Genomic DNA, 17,565 nt, shown 5'->3' on the forward strand with positions numbered 1-17,565 from the left:
GACGCGTTTCAAGCGTCGAGCGCTTCCAGCTCGTCGATCAGGCCGCTGATGACGCCAAGTCCGATCTGCCAGAAGGCGGGATCGGTGGCGTCGAGCCCGAAGGGCGCCAGAAGCTCGGAATGATGTTTGGTGCCGCCGGCGCGCAGCATTTCGAAATACTTGTCCTGAAAGCCGCGCTCGGCGTTCTGGTAGACCGCGTAGAGCGAGTTCACCAGGCAGTCGCCGAAAGCATAGGCATAGACATAGAAGGGTGAATGGATGAAGTGCGGGATGTAGGTCCAGAACACCTCGTAGCCTTCGCGCAGCTTGATAGCGGGACCCAGACTTTCGGCCTGCACTTCGAGCCAGAACTGACCGAGCCTGTCGGAGGTCAGTTCGCCGTTCTTGCGTTCGGCATGCACCTTGCGCTCGAATTCATAGAAGGCAATCTGGCGCACGACCGTGTTGATCATGTCCTCGACCTTCTGGGCGAGCATGGCCTTGCGCTCGCGCCGGTCGGTGGTCTGGTCGAGCAGCGAGCGGAAGGTCAGCATCTCGCCGAAGACCGATGCCGTCTCGGCCAGCGTCAGCGGCGTCGAGGCCATCAGTGCGCCCTGGCCGCCGGCCAGCACCTGATGCACCCCATGGCCAAGCTCGTGCGCCAGCGTCATCACATCGCGCGGCTTGCCCATGTAGTTGAGCAGGACATAGGGATGCGCCGACGGCACGGTCGGATGCGCGAAGGCGCCAGGCGACTTGCCGGGCCGGGCCGGCGCGTCGATCCAGTTGCGGTCGAAGAAGGTTCGCGCGATCTCGGCCATGTCGGGCGAAAAGCGCTGATAGGCGGACAGCACGGTGTTCCTGGCCTCCTCCCAGCCGATGATCGCCTGGGGCGTATCCGGCAACGGCGCGTTGCGGTCCCAGTGGTTCATCACCTCCATGCCGAGCCAGCGTGCCTTCATCGCGTAATAGCGGTGCGACAGGCGCGGATAGGCATCGCGAACGGCGGAAGCCAGGGCGTCCACCACGCTGCGCTCGACGCGGTTGGCGAGATGGCGTGAATCGGCGATGTCCTCGAAGCCGCGCCAGCGGTCGGATATCTCCTTGTCCTTGGCCAGCGTGTTGGTGATCAGCGTGAAGGTGCGCAAATTTTTGCGGAAGGTCGTGGCCAGCGCCTCGGACGCCCGGCGGCGCACCTCGCCGTCGGCGTCCTGCAAACGGTTCAGCGCCGGCTCCAGCGTCAGTTCCTCGCCGTCGATGTCGAAGCGAAGGTCGGTCATCGTCTCGTCGAACAGGCGGTTCCAGGCGCCGCGCCCGGTGATCGACTTTTCGTGGAAGAGTTGCTCGACGCGGTCCTCAAGCTGGTAGGGCTTGTCCTTGCGCAGATCGAGCACCCACGGCCGGTAGTGACCGAAGGCGGGATCGCCGGCGAGCGCGCCTTCGATCGACGCATCGTCGATCAGGTTGAGTTCGAGCGCGAAGAACAGAAGGTGCGCGCTGGCGTCGGTCATCTTCTCCTGGACGTCACCATAGAGCTTGGCGCGCTGGGGATCAGCGGTGTTTCCGGCATAAACCAGACCCGCATAGGAGACGATGCGGCCGATCAGTTCCTCCAGCGCTTCGTAGGCGACGAGCGCCTCGCCCAGCCTGCCGGCGCTGCCGCGCTCGGCCTCGGCGGCCAGCGTGCCCTTCCAGCGGCTTTCGAAGCTGACCGCGTCAGTGGCGGCCTTGGCGATGTCGCGCTTCAGTTCTGGCGCGTCCATGCCGGCATAGAGGTCGGCAAGGTTCCATTCCGGCAGGTCGCCCAGCTCGGCCGCGCCCTGACCGGACGCCGGCGCCGCCAGCCGCCGTGCGGAACCCATGTGCCCAGAATCCTTATGCATTGCCGACACCTTCCGTGGCCAAGGTTCAAGGAGAAACGAGAAGCCGGTCAAATCCTAAGGAATTCATTCACCGGGTTTTTTGAAACCTTATTTAGAACCCTGTGCCAAGATGGTCCACAGGGCAGGATTCCTCGGGCGGGCATAGTCGTATTAGTCATGACAGGTTCCATACTCATAGTCGATGACGATCCGGTGCAACGCCGGCTGCTCGAAGCGGCGGTGACGCGGTTCGGCTACAGCGCAATCGTCGTCGACGGCGGCGCGGCCGCCTTCGATATCCTCGATGGACCCGGCGCCCGCGAGGTGTCGGTGGTCATCCTCGATCTGGTCATGCCCGGTCTCGATGGTATCGGCGTGCTGAAGGCGATGCGCGAGCGCGACATCAACGTGCCGGCCATCGTGCAGACCGCGCAGGGCGGCATCGAGACCGTGGTTTCGGCGATGCGTCATGGCGCCTTCGATTTCGTCGTCAAGCCGGCGTCTCCCGACAGGCTGCAGGCGTCGATCGGCAATGCGCTCAAGGTCGAGGCCGTCGAGGGCGAGGTCAAGCGCACGTCGCGCCGGCGCGGCGGCCTCCTGACCTTCAAGGACATGATTACGCACAGCCCGGCCATGGACAGGGTGATCCGTCTTGGCCAGAAAGCGGCGGCATCCAACATCCCGATCCTGATCGAGGGCGAGTCCGGCGTCGGCAAGGAACTGGTGGCGCGCGCCATCCAGGGCAGTGGCGACCGCCGCTCGAAACCCTTCGTCACCGTCAATTGCGGCGCCATCCCCGACAATCTGGTCGAATCGATCCTGTTCGGCCATGAGAAGGGCTCGTTCACCGGCGCCACCGACAAGCACACGGGCAAGTTCGTCGAAGCGCATTCGGGCACACTGTTCCTCGACGAGATCGGCGACCTGCCGCTCGACGTGCAAGTCAAGCTGTTACGCGCGGTCCAGGACGGCGAGGTCGATCCGGTGGGTGGGCGCTCGACCGTCAGGGTCGACATCAGGCTGATTTCGGCGACGCACCGCAACCTCCTGCAGCAGGTCAAGGACGGCAAGTTCCGCGAGGATCTGTTCTATCGGCTGAACGTCTACCCGATCTTCGTGCCGCCGCTGCGCGACCGCCGCGACGACATCCCCTATCTGGTCACCCATTTCATGGAGAAGGTGGCGCCGGCCGACCCGCACCGTCGCCTGCAGGGTATTTCGGCGGCAGCGCTCGCCGTGCTGCAGGCCTATGACTGGCCTGGAAACATCCGGCAGCTCGAAAATGCCGTCTTCCGGGCCTCGGTGCTTTGCGAAGGCGATGTGCTTTCCGCCGAGGACTTCCCGCAGATACGGGCGCAAGTGGAAGGCACCGTCAACCTGGATATGGACGGCGATGCGCCGGCGCCCTCCCAGTCTTTGCAGGAGCGCGATGACGAAGCCTTGCCCGGCGAGGGCGGCCCAGCAATCGCGTTCGATCCGCCGGCAAGGCTGCAGCCTCGCTTCGGCACGTTGCGGGCGCTCGACGAGCGCGGCAATGTGCGGGCACTGGCCGATGTCGAACTCGAGATGATCAAGCTTGCCATCGATCACTACAACGGACAGATGAGCGAAGTCGCCCGCCGACTCGGGATCGGTCGCTCGACGCTCTATCGCAAGCTCAAGGAACACGGCATCGATCCGGAGACGGGCCGCGTAGACCGGCTCGCCTCCTAAGGGCGATGCCGGGCTGAGCTTCGGAATCCGGCTTGCCACAAGGCCGACGCCAGCTTGCAATGCCACAGCAGGCCTTGTATCGCCGTTTCGGCGGCATTGTGGCTGTGTCATGGACAGCTCTGTTCACGCATTAAAGCTAACGGTAACAGATCGTGTTCGGGCCGAAGGCGGAAATCTGATCTAAACCAGCGGTTTACCAAGAAACCTTGTGAACAATTTTTGACGGGATATCGCCACGGTGTTACCGCATTTCGGCTTCAATAAGCGATGATTAACCATTAGGATCGATATTCGGGTGTGCTAATGCCACATCCGTTTGGACAAATCCGGGGACAAACGGCAGCCTGCAAGGCCTTTTGATTTGAACAGAATCGAACGACACACAAACAGGCGGCACCATCATTTGAGCATCTGGCCGAAGTGGCTGGCAGTGTTGGTTGTCGCTTTTGGTTTTGTTGCCGCGGCTGCGAGCGGAGCCAGCGCCGAAACACGGTCGCTGAAGCTTTATCATCTCCACACCCACGAGAAGGCCGAGATCGTCTACAAGCGCAACGGCCGCTACGTTCCCGAGGGTCTCAGGAAGATCAACATCATTTTGCGCGACTGGCGTCGCAACGAGCCGACCAAGATGGATCCGCGCCTGCTGGATCTGGTCTGGGAAGCGTATCGGGAAGCCGGCGCCACGGACTACATCCAGGTCATCTGCGGCTATCGCTCGCCGTCGACGAACTCGATGCTGCGCGGCCGCAGCAGGGGCGTCGCCGAGAAGAGCCAGCACATGCTCGGCAAGGCGATGGATTTCTATATTCCCGGCGTGCCGCTTAAGAAGCTGCGCAACATCGGTCTCAAGATGCAGGGCGGCGGCGTCGGCTACTATCCGTCATCCGGTTCGCCGTTCGTCCACATGGATATCGGCAATGTGCGCCATTGGCCCGGTATCAGCCGGCAGGAACTGGTCAGCCTGTTCCCCAATGGCAAGACGCTGCATGTGCCGAGCGACGGCAGGCCGCTGCCCGGCTTTGAGCAGGCGCTCGCCTCCTACAAGGCGCGCAAGGGTTCAGGCTCGCCGGCCATCGAGATGGCCAGCGCCGGCGGCAGCGGCAAGAAGTCAGGTGGCTTCCTGTCGGCATTCTTCGGCGGCGGCGACGACGAGGCCGAAGACAGCGCCGATGTCCAGACCGCTTCGGCGGCCCCCCCGCCCAAGGCGAGAAACCTGAAGCCGGCAGCAGCAGCCAAGACCAGCAACCTCCCGGGCATTGCCATCGTGGCGCCGGAGAATGCGCGGCGCGCCGAGATTCCGCAGGTGGCCGAGCAGCAGGCTCCGGAGCCGGAAGAGGACACGCCGGAGACGATCATCGCCGCATTGCCGGCCCGAAGCGTTCCGCTGCCGGATTTCGCACCGCGGCCAAAAGCCGATCTCGGCGCTCAGCAGCCTGAGAATGTTCCTTTTGCGATGGCGGAGGCGACAGCCACCACCGAGCAGGCCGTGGCGACCGCGCATGCGCCGGCGAGCGTTCCTTTCGGCGTGGCCGATGCAACGGCTTCGGCTAATCCGGCCCAGGTCGCGGTCAACAACATACCGTTGCCGACATGGCGTCCCGACAATTCGCTGCCGGCCGCTTTGGCTGCGGCGCCCAGCAAGGATGTGCTGATGGCGCTGGCCGAGACGGCTGATCAAAGCAAGACGGCGACCGATGCGTTCTCGGTGCTGCCGACGGCGCGGCCCGAGATGGCCAGGCCGGATGCGGTCAAGGCCGTGCTCGACGAGGCCAATGCCCAGGTCGGTGCGGCCGATTACCAGCTTGCTTCCTTGTCCGGATCCGAGCCGCGTTCGGCGTTCAACGATCCAGGCACCAACGCCGCATCGCCGCGCGATGCCGTCGTTGCCCGCCCAGTCGGTTCCGATCCGGCCGCCGCGATCGGCGCCGGCGTCAAGACGACCCGCAAGGAATCGAGAGCCACCGCCCGCGACCTGAAGCCGGGCCCCAAGGCCATGGTGGTTGCAGCCGCACCGCAGGCCGCCCGCTGGGCATTGACCAGCGGCGACCATGTCGCCACCGTTTCAAGCGCGACGACGGCGCCGGGCTACGCCTACAGCATCGTGCACACGGCGCCGAGCGAGGTCTACACGGCCGGCTTCCAGCCGAGCAGCCAGGTGGCCGATGCCAACCGCTTCACCGGCAACGCCGTCAAGTTCATGTCGGTAGCCCGCTTCCAGACCAAATGACGGCAGATCAATCGGCAAAGCCGCGCCGGGCAACCAGCGCGGCTTTTTGCTGTTCAGCGAACCGGGCCAGCCTGCACGGTCACGCTCGGCTGAACTTCTCGTGAAGCCGGAACGGTCGGCCTATTCCCTGGGTTAACATAGGTTCGTTCAAACCCGGGGAGATCCATGAAGAACATCCTATTGGCATCGGTCATCGCATTGGCAACCGCTTCGGCGGCTATCGCCCCTACGCAGGCCGAGACCATTGTCGTCAAAACTCATGACCATATGCACATGAAGAAGCACTGCCGGACCAAGGTGGTCACAAGCTGGAAGCATCACCACAGGGTGGTTGAAAAGGTCCGGGTCTGCAGCTGATCAGCTTCGGAGCCGATTTGGCAAACCCGGTCGACGCGAGTCGGCCGGGTTTCTTCATCCCGTGGCCGAGGCCTTATTTCGCAAGCTTGCTCGCGGCGCGCGCCAGGGCTTCGATCTCGTCCCACTTGCCGGCTTTGACGAGGTCGTCGGGCGCCACCCAGGAGCCGCCGACGCAGACCACGTTGGGCAGGCTGAGATAGTCGGCCGCGTTCTTGGCCGAGATGCCGCCGGTCGGGCAGAATTTCACATCGGCGAGCGGCGAGGCAAAGGCTTTCAGCGAAGCGATGCCGCCCGACTGCTCGGCCGGGAAGAATTTCAGGAAGCGCAAGCCGGCTTCCCGTGCAGCCATGATCTCGCCGGGCGTGATGGCGCCGGGCAGCAACGGAACATCGCTGCCGGCGGCTGCCGACAGAAGCTCGCGGGTGATGCCGGGGCTGACGATGAAGCGCGAGCCCGCGGCAGCCGCCTCTTCGAACTGCCTGGCATCGAGAATGGTGCCGGCGCCGACGATGGCGTCCTCGACTTCCCCAGCGACCCGCCGGATCGCTTCCAGCGCATCGGCGGTCCTCAGCGTGATCTCGATTGCCGGCAGGCCGCCGCGCGCCAGCGCGCGCGCCAGCGGCACGGCATTGGCGATATCAGAGATCTTCAGCACCGGGATGACCGGCTGGCCGTTGAGGAGCGACAAGAGTTTTTCGGTATTGCTGGGCATGTGTCTCTCCGTGGCGTGGACAATTCAACCGATTAGCAGAAGGCCGTTTTCCTGTCCACGAAGCCGGCCGTGTCGCGATGTCACGTGTCGCCCATGCTCGCCAAGCTTAGCGCGGCTGCCAGCTCGGCGGTGCCGGCAGCTTTGTCAGGATAGGAATTTTTTCTTGACTCCCTGATCTCAGCTATGGTACAAATTCGCCTATGGTGCAGATTTGCGCCCGGGACCTCCGAACAGGATGCCTGCTTTGCCTTGAATAGGCTTTCGTGAGCGTCTAGTGGCTTCGGCAATGACATCACTTCCACCCTTCCGCGTCGCAGCGCTCTACCGGTTTGCCCGGCTCGACGCTTTCGAAGAACTGCGCGCGCCGCTCGCCGCCTTCTGCTGCGGGCGCGGCATCAAGGGCACGCTGCTGCTGGCGCATGAAGGCATCAACGGCACCGTCGCCGGCAGCGAGGCGGCAATTGCCGAACTGATCTTGTATCTCGAAGCCATCGAAGGGCTGGCGGGCCTCGAGGTCAAGTACAGCGCAGCCGCGGACATGCCGTTCCACCGCATGAAGGTGCGGCTGAAGCGCGAGATCGTTACCATGGGTGTCGATGACATCGATCCTTCGAAAAGTGCCGGCACCTATGTCGCGCCGGCCGACTGGAACGCGCTGATTTCGCAGCCCGGCACTGTCGTCATCGACACGCGCAATGCCTACGAGGTGTCGATCGGCACATTCAGGGGTGCGATCGACCCGGCCACCGCAAGCTTCCGCGAGTTCCCGGCCTGGGTGGAGGCGCACCGGGGGGAACTCGAAGGCCGCAAGGTGGCGATGTTCTGCACCGGCGGCATTCGCTGCGAAAAGGCAACCGCCTATGTCAAATCGCTCGGCTTCGAGGATGTCTTCCATCTCAAGGGCGGCATTCTCAAGTATCTCGAAGAGGTTCCGGCCGAACAGAGCCTCTGGCAAGGCGAGTGCTTCGTCTTCGACGAGCGCGTTTCGGTGTCGCACGGCCTCGCCGAGGGCGAAGCGGAACTGTGCCGCGCCTGCCGCCACCCGCTGACACCGGGCGACCTGACGTCGCCCAAATTCGCCGCCGGTATTTCCTGCCCGCATTGTTTCGATGCGCGTTCGAACGAGGACCGCCAGCGTTATGCCGAGCGCCAGCGCCAGGTCGAGCTTGCGCAGGCGCGGGGCAGAGAGCCGCATATCGGCTCCTGATCCGGGCATCAAGCTGCTGCAAAGCGGCCGCCTGTCATTGCAATGTCAAGTTTCGGGACCTACGTCTTCGACGTTCGAAACCTGCCCGTTCGGCCGGGCAAATCCTGGAGGCACTGAATGTTCGATCCCAAGAAGCTTCTCGACGATCTGCTCGGCTCGCAAATCCCCGGCACCAGCGGCACCGTCCGCGACAAGGCGGGGCAGGCCGTGCAGATGGCCAAGGACAATCCGCTGGCCGCCGGCGCACTGGCCGCCGTGCTGCTTGGAACTGGTGCCGGTCGTAACGTGACGGGCGCCGCGGTGAAGCTTGGCGGACTGGCCGCCATCGGCGGCCTCGCCTACAAGGCCTACCATAACTACAAGGCCGGCAACGCACCCGCCGAAGCACCGGCGGCCGGCGAACCGGAATTGCTGCCGCCGCCCAAGGACACCGCCTTCCACCCGTCGCAGGCGCCGCAAGGCGAGGACGAATTCACGCTGACCCTGATACGGGCGATGATCTCGGCGGCGAAGGCCGATGGCCATATCGACGATGAAGAGCGCCAGAAGATCGCCGGCAAGCTCAGCCTGGCCGGCATAGACTCCGATGCCGAAAAGTTCCTGATGGCGGAGCTGGCAAGCCCGCTCGACCTCGACACGCTGGTCGCCGGCGCCAAGACCGACGCGCAGAAGCTCGAACTCTACACGGCGTCGCGCCTGACCATCGATCCCGACACCCGCGCCGAGCGTGGCTACCTCGACCTGCTTGCAGGCCGGCTCGGCCTGCCGGACGCGCTGGTCGACCATGTCGAGGCAACGGTTTCGGCGGCCAAGGTGCCGGCCAAGGCAGGGACGTCACCCAATCCGCGCTGGTAGGCCAAAACGGCACAGGAGGCGCTTTCCGGGTTAACCTCTCGTTAACCCAGCAAGCGCATCATTCAACACAGTCGGATCGGCTTTTCCTCCTCCCAAGCCCGGTTCAGATCAGGGGCGGTCGCCAATGGCCGCCCTTTTTGTCGGCCCGATCGGATGGACACGCTTGCCATCGCCGCCGTCATTTGCGATGCCTTCCTTTTTCGAGCCAAACCCCGAAAATCAGTCGAGCAAGCGCAGCGCTGCCGGAGGACAACAGCCATGACCGAGCAAAGAACCGCCATCGTCACCGGGGCCGGCACGGGCATCGGCAAGAGCGTCGCCACGGCGCTGCTCAAGGCGGGCTGGAACACAGTGTTCTGCGGACGCCGCAAATCCGTGCTGGATGCAGCCGTGGCCGAGGCCGGGTCCACCGACGCCAAGGCCCTGGCGGTTGCCTGCGATATCAGCAAGGCAGGCGAGGTCGACGATCTGTTCGAGACCGTGGCGGCGGCCTTCGGCCGTGTCGACCTGCTCTTCAACAATGCCGGCATGGGCTACAAATCGACGCCGATCGACGAGATACCGGTCGAAGTGTGGAACGATATCGTCGGCGTCAACCTCACCGGTTCGTTCCTGTGTGCCCGTGCCGCCTTTGGCGCCATGCGCAAGCAGAAGCCGATGGGTGGCCGCATCATCAACAACGGTTCGGTGTCGGCCTATGCGCCGCGCCCGGGCTCGGTGCCCTACACGGCGACCAAGCATGCCATATCAGGGCTGACCAAGACGCTGGCGCTCGACGGCCGGCCTTATGACATCGCCTGCGGCCAGATCGACATCGGCAATGCGCTGACCGATATGGCGCAGCCGATGACGGTCGGCGTGCCGCAGGCCAACGGCTCCATATCAGCCGAAGCGGTGATGGATGTTCAGCGCGTCGCCGACGCCGTCGTCCACATGGCCAGCCTGCCGCTCGACGCCAACGTGCTGTTCATGACCGTGATGGCGACCAAGATGCCGTTTGTCGGGCGTGGCTAGTCATTCTCCCGGTAGCTCTGTGCCGGGCAGATAGAGCGCGATAGGACGGATCTCGTAGACGGCGGTCGGATTGACGCGACGAAAGTCGCGCGCGATAGCGATGGCATCGTCCCGCGTCGGGCAGTCGACGACATAGAGGCCGAGAAGCTGTTCCTTGGTTTCGGCGAAGGGGCCGTCGACGATCATGCCGTCGCGCAAGGTGCAGGCCGATTGTGTCGCGCCAAGCCGCGCCGACGGGCCAAGGCTGCCGTCGGCATAGAGCCCTTCATGGATCTTGAGCAAGTCAGCCATCAGCGCCGTATCTTCCTGCGGCGTCAGCGCCTTGATTGCGTCTTCCACATGATAGGCAAGGATTGCATAGAACATCCGATGTCACCCCACTTCGATCCTGATCCGAGGACCGTAGCCGTTCTCGACATGCACGCCCAGTCTTGGCCGCGCGCCTCCGGACGGCTCATGACACGGTCATGCCACAGCCGCAAATTGTCCGGAAGAGGACAGCGGGCCGCTTTCAAGCTTACTTCGCCAGGAAGGCCCCGATCCGTTCCAGCGCCCGCAAGATGTTCTCCTCGGAATTGGCGTAGGAGAGCCTGATATAGCCTTCGCCGAGAATGCCGAAATCGGGACCGCCGATCAGCGCCACGCCGGCCTCGTCGAGCAGCGCCGAGGCGAGCTTCTTGGCCTTCCAGCCGGTCTTCGAGACGTTGGGGAAAGCGTAGAACGCGCCCTTGGGCGTGATGCAGGACATGTTGGGCAGCGCGTTCAATCCCTCGACGACGATCTTCCGGCGGCGGTCGAAGGCGCGCATCATATTGGCGACATCGTCCTGCGGGCCGTCGATTGCCGCGATGCCGGCGAACTGGCTCGGCGCGTTGACGCAGGACCAGCAGTTGACAGCCAGCTTGCGCACCTTGTCGTAGAGATGGGCGCCCTTGTCGCCATTCGGCCAGATCGACCAGCCCATGCGCCAGCCGGTCATCGCCCAGGTTTTCGACCAGCCGTTGAGCACGATCAGCCGGTCACGGATCTCGGGAAAGCCGAGCAGCGAGCAATGCGTCTCGCCATCATAGGTCATGACGTCGTAGATCTCGTCGGAGAGGATGGCGACCTGCGGATGCGCCTCCAGCCCCTTGACCAGTTTCTCGATCTCGGCACGCGGCGTGACGCCGCCTGTCGGATTGGCGGGCGAGTTGAGGATCAGCAGCCTGGTCTTCGAGGTGATCAGCGCCAATGTCTCCTCGGCCGAGAAGGCAAAGCCGTTCTCCTCGCGCATCGGCACGGGAATAGGGGCTGCACCGGTGAACTCGATCATCGAGCGATAGATGGGAAAGCCCGGATCGGGATAGAGGATTTCGGCGCCAGGTTCGCCGAACATCAGGATCGCGGCGAACATGGTTGGCTTGCCGCCGGGCAGGATCATCACCGTTTCGGGCGATACTTCGACACCAGTGGTGGTCAGCGTGCGCCGCACCACCGCTTCGCGGGTCGCCAGCAGGCCATTGGCCGGCGTGTAGCCGTGATGGCCGTCGCGCAGCGCCTTGATCGCCGCCTCGACGATGTGCTGCGGCGTCTTGAAGTCCGGCTGGCCGATGCCGAGATTGACGATGTCGCGGCCTTGTTGGGCAAGTGCTGTGGCCCTCGCGAGCACGGCAAAGGCGTTTTCCTCGCCAAGGCGGTCGAAGGCCGAAATCGTGTGGAGCATTTTTCCCGTCCGTGTGGTTCTTGCTGTTGGGTCGCGTTTTTGTGAGCTTCGGCTGGCAAAAGTCAAACGGATTGGAGCTTTCGGTGTCGGAAAATCTCAGGGATTGGCAACCGCGCCCGCGGCCCGAACGCAAGACCATCGACGGAAGCACTGTCCGGCTCGAACCGCTGAGTGCCGCAAAACATGGCGATGGCCTCTATGAAGCGTCCTCCGTGTCCGACATCGACGGCCGCTTCGCCTGGTTGCCCGATTATCCGCCGGAGACCCGCGCCGCCTTCCAGCCATGGCTGGACAAGGTCGAGGCCAGCGAGGATCCGCTGTTCTTCACCGTCATCGACAAGCCCAGCGGCAAGGTCGCCGGACGCCAGACGCTGATGCGCATCGATCCGGCGTACGGCGTCATCGAGATCGGCAACATCTATTGGGGACCGCTCATCTCGCGCAAGCCGGGGGCGACCGAAGCGCAGTTCCTGTTCATGAAATACATCTTCGACGAACTCGGCTACCGCCGCTACGAATGGAAGTGCAACAACCGCAACGAGCCATCGAAGCGGGCCGCCGAACGGTTCGGCTTCAAGTTCGAAGGCATTTTCCGCCAGCATCTGATCGTCAAGGGTGAAAACCGCGACACTGCGTGGTATTCGATCATCGACAAGGAGTGGCCGGCGCTGCGCCGTGCCTACGAGGCATGGCTCGATCCGGCCAATTTCGATGGCGACGGCCAGCAGAAGCGACGGCTCGAGGATTGTCGCGCGGAATTCGGCGCCTAGGAGTTCGCCATTGGCACATACCCACGATCACAGCGGGCACGATCACATTGGGCACGATCATGGGCCCGGCCATGTCCATGGCTCGACCGACAAGAAACGCGTTCTGATCGCAGCCTGCCTGACCGGCGGCTTCATGGTCGCCGAAGCGCTTGGCGGCATCCTCACCGGCTCGCTGGCGCTGCTGGCCGATGCCGGCCACATGCTCGCTGACTCGATCGCGCTCGGCCTTGCCTGGTATGCCTTCCATCTGGCTGGCCGCCCGGCGACTGTTCGCCTCACCTATGGCTTCGGCCGGGTCAAGACGCTGGTGGCCTATACCAACGGCATTGCCATCTTCGTCATCGCGCTGTGGATCGTCTATGAGGCGTGGGGGCGCCTGCAGGCGCCGGCACCGGTGCTTGGCGGGCCGATGCTGGCGGTGGCGATCCTCGGCCTGCTGGTGAACATCGGCTCGTTCTTCGTGCTGCATGGCGGCGACCGCGAGAGCCTGAACATGCGCGGCGCCATCCTGCATGTGCTTGGCGACCTGCTCGGCTCGGCCGCGGCCATCGCGGCGGCGCTGGTCATACTGGCGACCGGCTGGACGCCGATCGACCCGATCCTGTCGGTCCTGGTCTCGCTGCTGATCCTCTACACGGCGTGGTCGCTGATGCGGGAAGCCGCCCATGTCCTGCTCGAGGGCGTGCCGCCAAGCCTCGACCGAGATCTGATCGCCCGGGATATCGAGGCGACGGTCCAGGGCGTGCGCGAAGTGCACCACATGCATGTCTGGTCGCTCGACGGGACCAGTAATATGGCGACGCTGCATGCCTGTCTCGACGAGGGCGTCGATGCGCATCAGGCGGTGAGTGCCGTCAAGAAGCGGCTTGCCAGCGAGCACGGCATCAGCCATGCCACCGTGGAACCGGAATTCGGCCAGTGCGCCGACGATGGCGAGCACGACCATGGGCACGAGCACGAAGCGGCTGCATATCACGACCACCATCACTAGGACCGATCGATTGATGTCGATTGGTCCTGCCTCGGGAGTTGCAAAACCTTGAAAACCAGCTTGATGAACACCCGCTGCCGTGGTGCGGCGTGATGGATCGTGACACCAGGAATGCTCTTATCGCTGCCGTGTGGATCATGCTTCTGTTTGGTATCGGCGCCTACTATCTGCCGACCGTAATGCTGGCACTCGGCAGCCTTTCGACGGTGCTGGCCGGCGCCTTTGGCATCGTCTTCGTGCTGGCGTTCTTCTCGGTGTTCTGGTTGCGGGCTCGCAGCCAGCGCAAAAATCAGGGTAAATAGGCAAGGGATTTTCGATATGCGCATTCTGATCACTGGCGCCGCGGGTATGGTCGGCCGCAAGCTCATCGCCCGGCTGGCCAAGGACGGCACGCTGCGCGGCCGCAAGATCACGGCGCTTGATTTACACGATATCGTGCCGCCACAGGCCCCGAGCCTGGATGGCGTCAGCGTCACGCTGCACACTGGCGATCTCGCCGAAGCAGGGGCCGCTGAGCGCCTGGTCGCATCGCGCCCCGGCGTCGTGTTCCATCTTGCCGGCATCGTGTCGGGCGAGGCGGAAGCGAATTTCGATCTCGGCTACCGCGTCAATCTCGATGGCACGCGGGCCCTGTTCGATGCCATCCGGCTGGCGGGCTTTGCGCCGCGCGTCGTCTTCACCTCGTCGATCGCGGTGTTCGGCGCGCCGTTCCCGGATGTCATTCCCGATGATTTCCATCCGACGCCGCTGACCTCCTACGGCACCCAGAAGCAGATGAGCGAAGCGCTGCTGGCCGACTATACCAGGCGCGGCTTCTTCGACGGTATCGGCATCCGGCTGCCGACGATCTGCGTGCGGCCGGGCAAGCCGAACAAGGCGGCGTCCGGCTTCTTCTCCGGCATCATCCGCGAGCCGTTGAGCGGCCACGAAGCGATCCTGCCGGTGCCGCGCTCGGTCGTGCACACGCATGCCAGCCCGCGCTCGGCGGTGAACTTCCTGATCCATGCGGCAGGGATCGACGGCAGCGCAGTCGGGCCGCGCCGCAACCTGACGATGCCCGGCGTTGCCGTCACCGTCGGCGAGCAGATCGAGGCGCTGGAACGCATCGCCGGGCCGAAGGCGGTAAGCCTGATCCGCGAGGTTCCGGATGAGACGATCTGGGCGATCGTCAAGGGCTGGCCGACGCGCTTCGAGGCAAAGCGGTCACGGGAGCTCGGCTTCAGCGCCGAAAAGAGTTTTGACGAGATCATCCGCGCTCACATCGAGGATGAGCTCGGCGGCAAGATCGCGGGTTAAACTCCGAACCTCGTGGCGCCGGCCTATCCGCCGCTCGCCAAACTCGCCGACAGCAGCAGCAGTCCGAACAGGAACACAAACGCCGCGCCGCCGATCTCGACGATCGAGTGGATGCGGTTGCCCATGCGGCCGTCGCCGGCGAAATACACCGCCCAGTTCTTGGCGGTCACCGCCAGTGTCGCCAGTGCCGATACGGTGATGGCGGTGCCCAGCGACATCGCCAGCACCGACAGCAAACCGCCGAGCCAGAGGCCGTTGAGCAAGGCGAAGCTCAGCACGATCAGGGCGCCGGAGCAGGGGCGGATGCCGACCGCCGCCACCGCCGTCCACGCCGTGCGCCAGTCGAAGCGGTCGCCCGACAGCAGCGCCGGATCGGGTGCGTGCGAATGGCCGCAGGTATCGCAGACTTCGCCGGCCGCGTGATCGTGATGAGCGTGATCGTGTTCGGCATGATCGTGATGATCGTGCGAAGGGCCGTGCACATGGTCATGCGCGTGTGGCGCGTGCGAATGAGCATGCGCCGAATGGCTGGGAGCTGCATGGGAGTGACCGGCATGCGAATGCGCGCCGTGCGAATGGCCCCCATGAGAATGACCCCCATGAGAATGACCGGCGTGAGAATGGCCGGCATGAGCCGCCGACAGGCTGTAGGCCGGGCCCTTGCCGAACAGACGCAGGACGGCGGGGCCGAGTTTGCGCCACAGCAGCCAGGCGCCGAACAGGGTGACGAAGACAAAGCTCATGATCTCCATGAACCAGGCCGCGTCCGTCATCGAGACGGAGGTGCCGCGCAGGACGAAATAGGCGACCCCCATCACCGCGATCGCGGTCAGGCCCTGCAGCAGCGCCGAGACGAAGGACAAGAGGATGCCGCGCCGCAACGCCACTTCATTGGCCACCATGTAGGACGAGATCACGGCCTTGCCGTGGCCGGGGCCGGCGGCATGGAAAATACCGTAGGCGAAGGACAGGCCGACGAGTATCCAGATCTTGCTGCCGTCCTGGCGCATCGCCTTCATCGCCGTTGCCAGCGCGCGGTAGAATTCCTGCTGCCTGAGATTGATCCACATCAGGATATGGGCGAACGGGCCGGTGGTCGGCGCCATGCCGTCATTGACGCCGATGCCGAGCGAACTCTGGGCATGAGCGGCGTCGGCGAAATGCATCATGGCGACAGTGAGGGCCAACAGGCCGAATGCCAAACGCAGGGACGGTTTCGTCACCGGCTTCATCCTTCTGGCTGACAGGTCAGTTCGAGCTTGGTGGCGAAGATCTTGCTCATATCGGTGCCGGTCGGATCGTTGAAAAAGGCATCGGTGAGGGTCTTCTGGTTTTCCTTGATGGCCTCGTCCGGGTCCGGACGGACCACCTTGCTGGTGCAGTTCGAGGGCAGGCCTTCAACCGTGATGTTGGAGTCCTCGGTGAAGTCGATCGCCGTGTAGAATGTCGGATCGTAGACGCCGATATCGATCTTGCCGTGGAGCTTGATCGGCACCTTCGGTTCGGACTCGAACAGGATGATCAGCTGATCGTTGTCGAAATTGGCCATCAGATGCGGCGGCGGCGTCATCGCCACGTCCTTGCCGTCAACGGTGACGAGCTGGAAGTAATTGAACTCGGCCAGCGAGGCATGAACGGTGTCGGCGACTTCCTTCAGCTCCTTGTCATCGAGCTTCAGGTCGGAGTTCTTGTCGAACTCCATCATCACGGTCGAGGAAAACAGATCGTCGAAGCGCCAGAGATGACGGAGAGCCTTCACGCTTTGGTGATCCGGGGAGAGAATCACATCGAGGCGGGCCTCGGCGAAGACATGCGGATGCACGTAAGCCGGTCCAGTGGCGGCAAAAGTAGCCGCCAAGGCCGAAGCCAGCATGATTGCGTGCCGTTTCAGATTCATTCTCGGTCCATAGGCCTCGGAAGAGTTGCCGAGAGTTACCAGAAAGGGGGCGAAATTGGGACCATGAGACTATCGATGCCGGTCAGCCAGCCTCGCGCGTCCTGAACCACTGCACCAGGAAGTCGACGAAGACGCGGACTTTCGCCGGCAGATAGCGGCGGTGCGGGTAGACGGCGAAGATGCCGCCGCCCGACAGGATACGGTCATCCATCACCGCCACCAGCCGGCCGCTCGCGAGGTCGGGCGCGGCGATGAAATCCGGCAGGACGGTAAATCCGAGGCCCGCCACGGCCGCGGCTCTCGCCGTCATCGGGCTGTTGACCTCGACCGGACCGGACACCGAAACGCTCACCGGATCGCCATTGTCGCCCTTGAACGGCCAGTTGTTCAGTCCGCGGCCATTGGTGTCGACGATGCAAGGCATGCGGCTGAGATCCTGCGGCCTTGTCGGCATGCCATGCCTGGCGATCAGTTCGGGGGAGGCGCAGAGCTTTATCGAAAACGGCGCCAGCCGCCTGGCGATCAGCGACGAGTTCTCCAGCCGCGAGATGCGCACCGCAAGATCGAAGCCCTCCTCGACCAGATCGACGAAGCGGTCGTCGAGCTGGATGTCGAGCACGATGTCGGGATGCTGCTTGGCGAAGTCGATCAGCGACTGGCCGATCGGCGCGTCGGCGAAGGTGCGCGGCGCCGACAGCTTGATCCGGCCGCGCACGTCGCCGGAGGATTCACGCACCGCGTCGGCCAGGCTGTCGACCTCGCGCACGATCTCCGAGGCGCGCCGGTAATAGGTATGGCCGGCCTCGGTCATCGAGAACTGGCGCGTGGTGCGGTTGAGCAGCAAAGCGCCGAGTTCGTCCTCCAGCTCGCGCACATATTTCGACAGCAAGGCCTTGGAACGACCGATCTTGCGCGCCGCCGCCGAAAAGCCCTCGGCCTCGACCACGTCGATGAAGGCACGCATGCGCGTCAGTGTGTCCATG

Annotated in this window: 17 protein-coding genes; 10 read left to right on the top strand and 7 right to left on the bottom strand. The window is 64.0% G+C overall.

Annotated features, from left to right (window positions below):
• Nucleotides 1–8 precede the first annotated feature (8 nt).
• Entirely contained in the window at nt 9–1,841 is a 1,833-nt protein-coding gene (locus NP503_RS15245; RefSeq protein WP_127272612.1) for a M3 family oligoendopeptidase, read from the bottom strand.
• A gap of 177 nt (nt 1,842–2,018) precedes the next feature.
• Between NP503_RS15245 and NP503_RS15250 the strand changes: the two genes are divergently transcribed.
• The 3 genes from NP503_RS15250 (at nt 2,019) to NP503_RS15260 (ending at nt 6,138) form a co-directional block, all read left to right on the top strand.
• On the top strand, nt 2,019–3,554 hold the full coding sequence (locus NP503_RS15250; protein ID WP_127270839.1) for a sigma-54 dependent transcriptional regulator: 1,536 nt from the start codon (nt 2,019–2,021) through the stop codon (nt 3,552–3,554).
• Between the two features lie 403 nt (nt 3,555–3,957).
• Nucleotides 3,958–5,781 carry a DUF882 domain-containing protein gene (locus NP503_RS15255; RefSeq protein WP_127272613.1) on the top strand — a complete coding sequence of 608 codons (1,824 nt, stop codon included), beginning with the start codon at nt 3,958–3,960 and terminating at the stop codon, nt 5,779–5,781.
• A 165-nt stretch (nt 5,782–5,946) separates the two neighbouring features.
• Nucleotides 5,947–6,138, top strand: coding sequence for a hypothetical protein (locus tag NP503_RS15260; protein WP_127272097.1), 192 nt, complete (start codon nt 5,947–5,949; stop codon nt 6,136–6,138).
• Nucleotides 6,139–6,211: 73 nt separating this feature from the next.
• On the opposite strand, the gene NP503_RS15265 is transcribed toward NP503_RS15260, so the two are convergent.
• Nucleotides 6,212–6,850: a 2-dehydro-3-deoxy-phosphogluconate aldolase gene (locus NP503_RS15265; RefSeq protein WP_127272614.1), complete on the bottom strand. Its 639-nt coding sequence runs from the start codon at nt 6,848–6,850 to the stop codon at nt 6,212–6,214.
• A gap of 286 nt (nt 6,851–7,136) precedes the next feature.
• Between NP503_RS15265 and NP503_RS15270 the strand changes: the two genes are divergently transcribed.
• From NP503_RS15270 to NP503_RS15280, 3 genes are all read left to right on the top strand, one after another.
• On the top strand, nt 7,137–8,057 hold the full coding sequence (locus NP503_RS15270; protein ID WP_127268076.1) for a rhodanese-related sulfurtransferase: 921 nt from the start codon (nt 7,137–7,139) through the stop codon (nt 8,055–8,057).
• A gap of 117 nt (nt 8,058–8,174) precedes the next feature.
• Nucleotides 8,175–8,912, top strand: a complete 738-nt coding sequence (locus NP503_RS15275) for a tellurite resistance TerB family protein (protein ID WP_127268077.1) — start codon at nt 8,175–8,177, stop codon at nt 8,910–8,912.
• A 258-nt stretch (nt 8,913–9,170) separates the two neighbouring features.
• The gene (locus NP503_RS15280) at nt 9,171–9,926 is read left to right on the top strand and encodes an SDR family oxidoreductase (protein WP_127268078.1); all 756 of its coding nucleotides are present in this window, start codon (nt 9,171–9,173) and stop codon (nt 9,924–9,926) included.
• Here the strand turns inward: NP503_RS15280 and NP503_RS15285 are convergent, their stop codons facing one another.
• Both NP503_RS15285 and NP503_RS15290 read right to left on the bottom strand, forming a co-directional pair.
• Nucleotides 9,927–10,292 (bottom strand): YciI family protein, encoded by a 366-nt coding sequence (locus NP503_RS15285; RefSeq protein WP_127268079.1) that lies wholly within the window; start codon nt 10,290–10,292, stop codon nt 9,927–9,929.
• Between the two features lie 151 nt (nt 10,293–10,443).
• Nucleotides 10,444–11,628: a pyridoxal phosphate-dependent aminotransferase gene (locus tag NP503_RS15290; RefSeq protein ID WP_127268080.1), complete on the bottom strand. Its 1,185-nt coding sequence runs from the start codon at nt 11,626–11,628 to the stop codon at nt 10,444–10,446.
• 83 nt (nt 11,629–11,711) lie between these two features.
• Here NP503_RS15290 and NP503_RS15295 point away from each other — a divergent pair, with 83 nt between their 5' ends.
• From NP503_RS15295 to denD, 4 genes are all read left to right on the top strand, one after another.
• Entirely contained in the window at nt 11,712–12,398 is a 687-nt protein-coding gene (locus NP503_RS15295) for a GNAT family N-acetyltransferase (protein WP_127268081.1), read from the top strand.
• A 10-nt stretch (nt 12,399–12,408) separates the two neighbouring features.
• Complete coding sequence (locus tag NP503_RS15300; protein WP_127268082.1) at nt 12,409–13,389, top strand: cation diffusion facilitator family transporter; 981 nt, start codon at nt 12,409–12,411, stop codon at nt 13,387–13,389.
• An 89-nt stretch (nt 13,390–13,478) separates the two neighbouring features.
• Nucleotides 13,479–13,691 carry a hypothetical protein gene (locus NP503_RS15305; protein WP_127268084.1) on the top strand — a complete coding sequence of 71 codons (213 nt, stop codon included), beginning with the start codon at nt 13,479–13,481 and terminating at the stop codon, nt 13,689–13,691.
• 16 nt (nt 13,692–13,707) lie between these two features.
• On the top strand, nt 13,708–14,685 hold the full coding sequence (denD, locus tag NP503_RS15310; protein WP_127268083.1) for a D-erythronate dehydrogenase: 978 nt from the start codon (nt 13,708–13,710) through the stop codon (nt 14,683–14,685).
• Between the two features lie 23 nt (nt 14,686–14,708).
• Here the strand turns inward: denD and NP503_RS15315 are convergent, their stop codons facing one another.
• The 3 genes from NP503_RS15315 to NP503_RS15325 form a co-directional block, all read right to left on the bottom strand.
• Entirely contained in the window at nt 14,709–15,917 is a 1,209-nt protein-coding gene (locus tag NP503_RS15315) for a nickel/cobalt transporter (protein ID WP_127272433.1), read from the bottom strand.
• Nucleotides 15,914–16,582, bottom strand: a complete 669-nt coding sequence (locus NP503_RS15320; RefSeq protein WP_023810039.1) for a DUF1007 family protein — start codon at nt 16,580–16,582, stop codon at nt 15,914–15,916. Before NP503_RS15320 ends, NP503_RS15315 begins: the two co-directional genes overlap by 4 nt.
• Before the next feature lie 82 nt (nt 16,583–16,664).
• Complete coding sequence (locus NP503_RS15325; RefSeq protein ID WP_127272432.1) at nt 16,665–17,564, bottom strand: LysR family transcriptional regulator; 900 nt, start codon at nt 17,562–17,564, stop codon at nt 16,665–16,667.
• Between the last annotated feature and the right edge of the window lies 1 nt (nt 17,565).

Origin of the sequence: Mesorhizobium sp. SEMIA396 (assembly GCF_024518615.1) — a bacterium.
In the GTDB taxonomy this organism is placed as follows: Bacteria; Pseudomonadota; Alphaproteobacteria; order Rhizobiales; family Rhizobiaceae; genus Mesorhizobium.

Bases quoted from the DNA above. Each gene is read 5' to 3' on its own strand.
- NP503_RS15245 (WP_127272612.1), bottom strand. From the start codon at position 1,841: ATGGGTTCCGCACGGCGGCTGGCGGCGCCGGCGTCCGGTCAGGGCGCG.
- NP503_RS15250 (WP_127270839.1), top strand. From the start codon at position 2,019: ATGACAGGTTCCATACTCATAGTCGATGACGATCCGGTGCAACGCCGG.
- NP503_RS15260 (WP_127272097.1), top strand. From the start codon at position 5,947: ATGAAGAACATCCTATTGGCATCGGTCATCGCATTGGCAACCGCTTCG.
- NP503_RS15265 (WP_127272614.1), bottom strand. From the start codon at position 6,850: ATGCCCAGCAATACCGAAAAACTCTTGTCGCTCCTCAACGGCCAGCCG.
- NP503_RS15270 (WP_127268076.1), top strand. From the start codon at position 7,137: ATGACATCACTTCCACCCTTCCGCGTCGCAGCGCTCTACCGGTTTGCC.
- NP503_RS15275 (WP_127268077.1), top strand. From the start codon at position 8,175: ATGTTCGATCCCAAGAAGCTTCTCGACGATCTGCTCGGCTCGCAAATC.
- NP503_RS15280 (WP_127268078.1), top strand. From the start codon at position 9,171: ATGACCGAGCAAAGAACCGCCATCGTCACCGGGGCCGGCACGGGCATC.
- NP503_RS15285 (WP_127268079.1), bottom strand. From the start codon at position 10,292: ATGTTCTATGCAATCCTTGCCTATCATGTGGAAGACGCAATCAAGGCG.
- NP503_RS15290 (WP_127268080.1), bottom strand. From the start codon at position 11,628: ATGCTCCACACGATTTCGGCCTTCGACCGCCTTGGCGAGGAAAACGCC.
- denD (WP_127268083.1), top strand. From the start codon at position 13,708: ATGCGCATTCTGATCACTGGCGCCGCGGGTATGGTCGGCCGCAAGCTC.
- NP503_RS15315 (WP_127272433.1), bottom strand. From the start codon at position 15,917: ATGAAGCCGGTGACGAAACCGTCCCTGCGTTTGGCATTCGGCCTGTTG.
- NP503_RS15320 (WP_023810039.1), bottom strand. From the start codon at position 16,582: ATGAATCTGAAACGGCACGCAATCATGCTGGCTTCGGCCTTGGCGGCT.
- NP503_RS15325 (WP_127272432.1), bottom strand. From the start codon at position 17,564: ATGGACACACTGACGCGCATGCGTGCCTTCATCGACGTGGTCGAGGCC.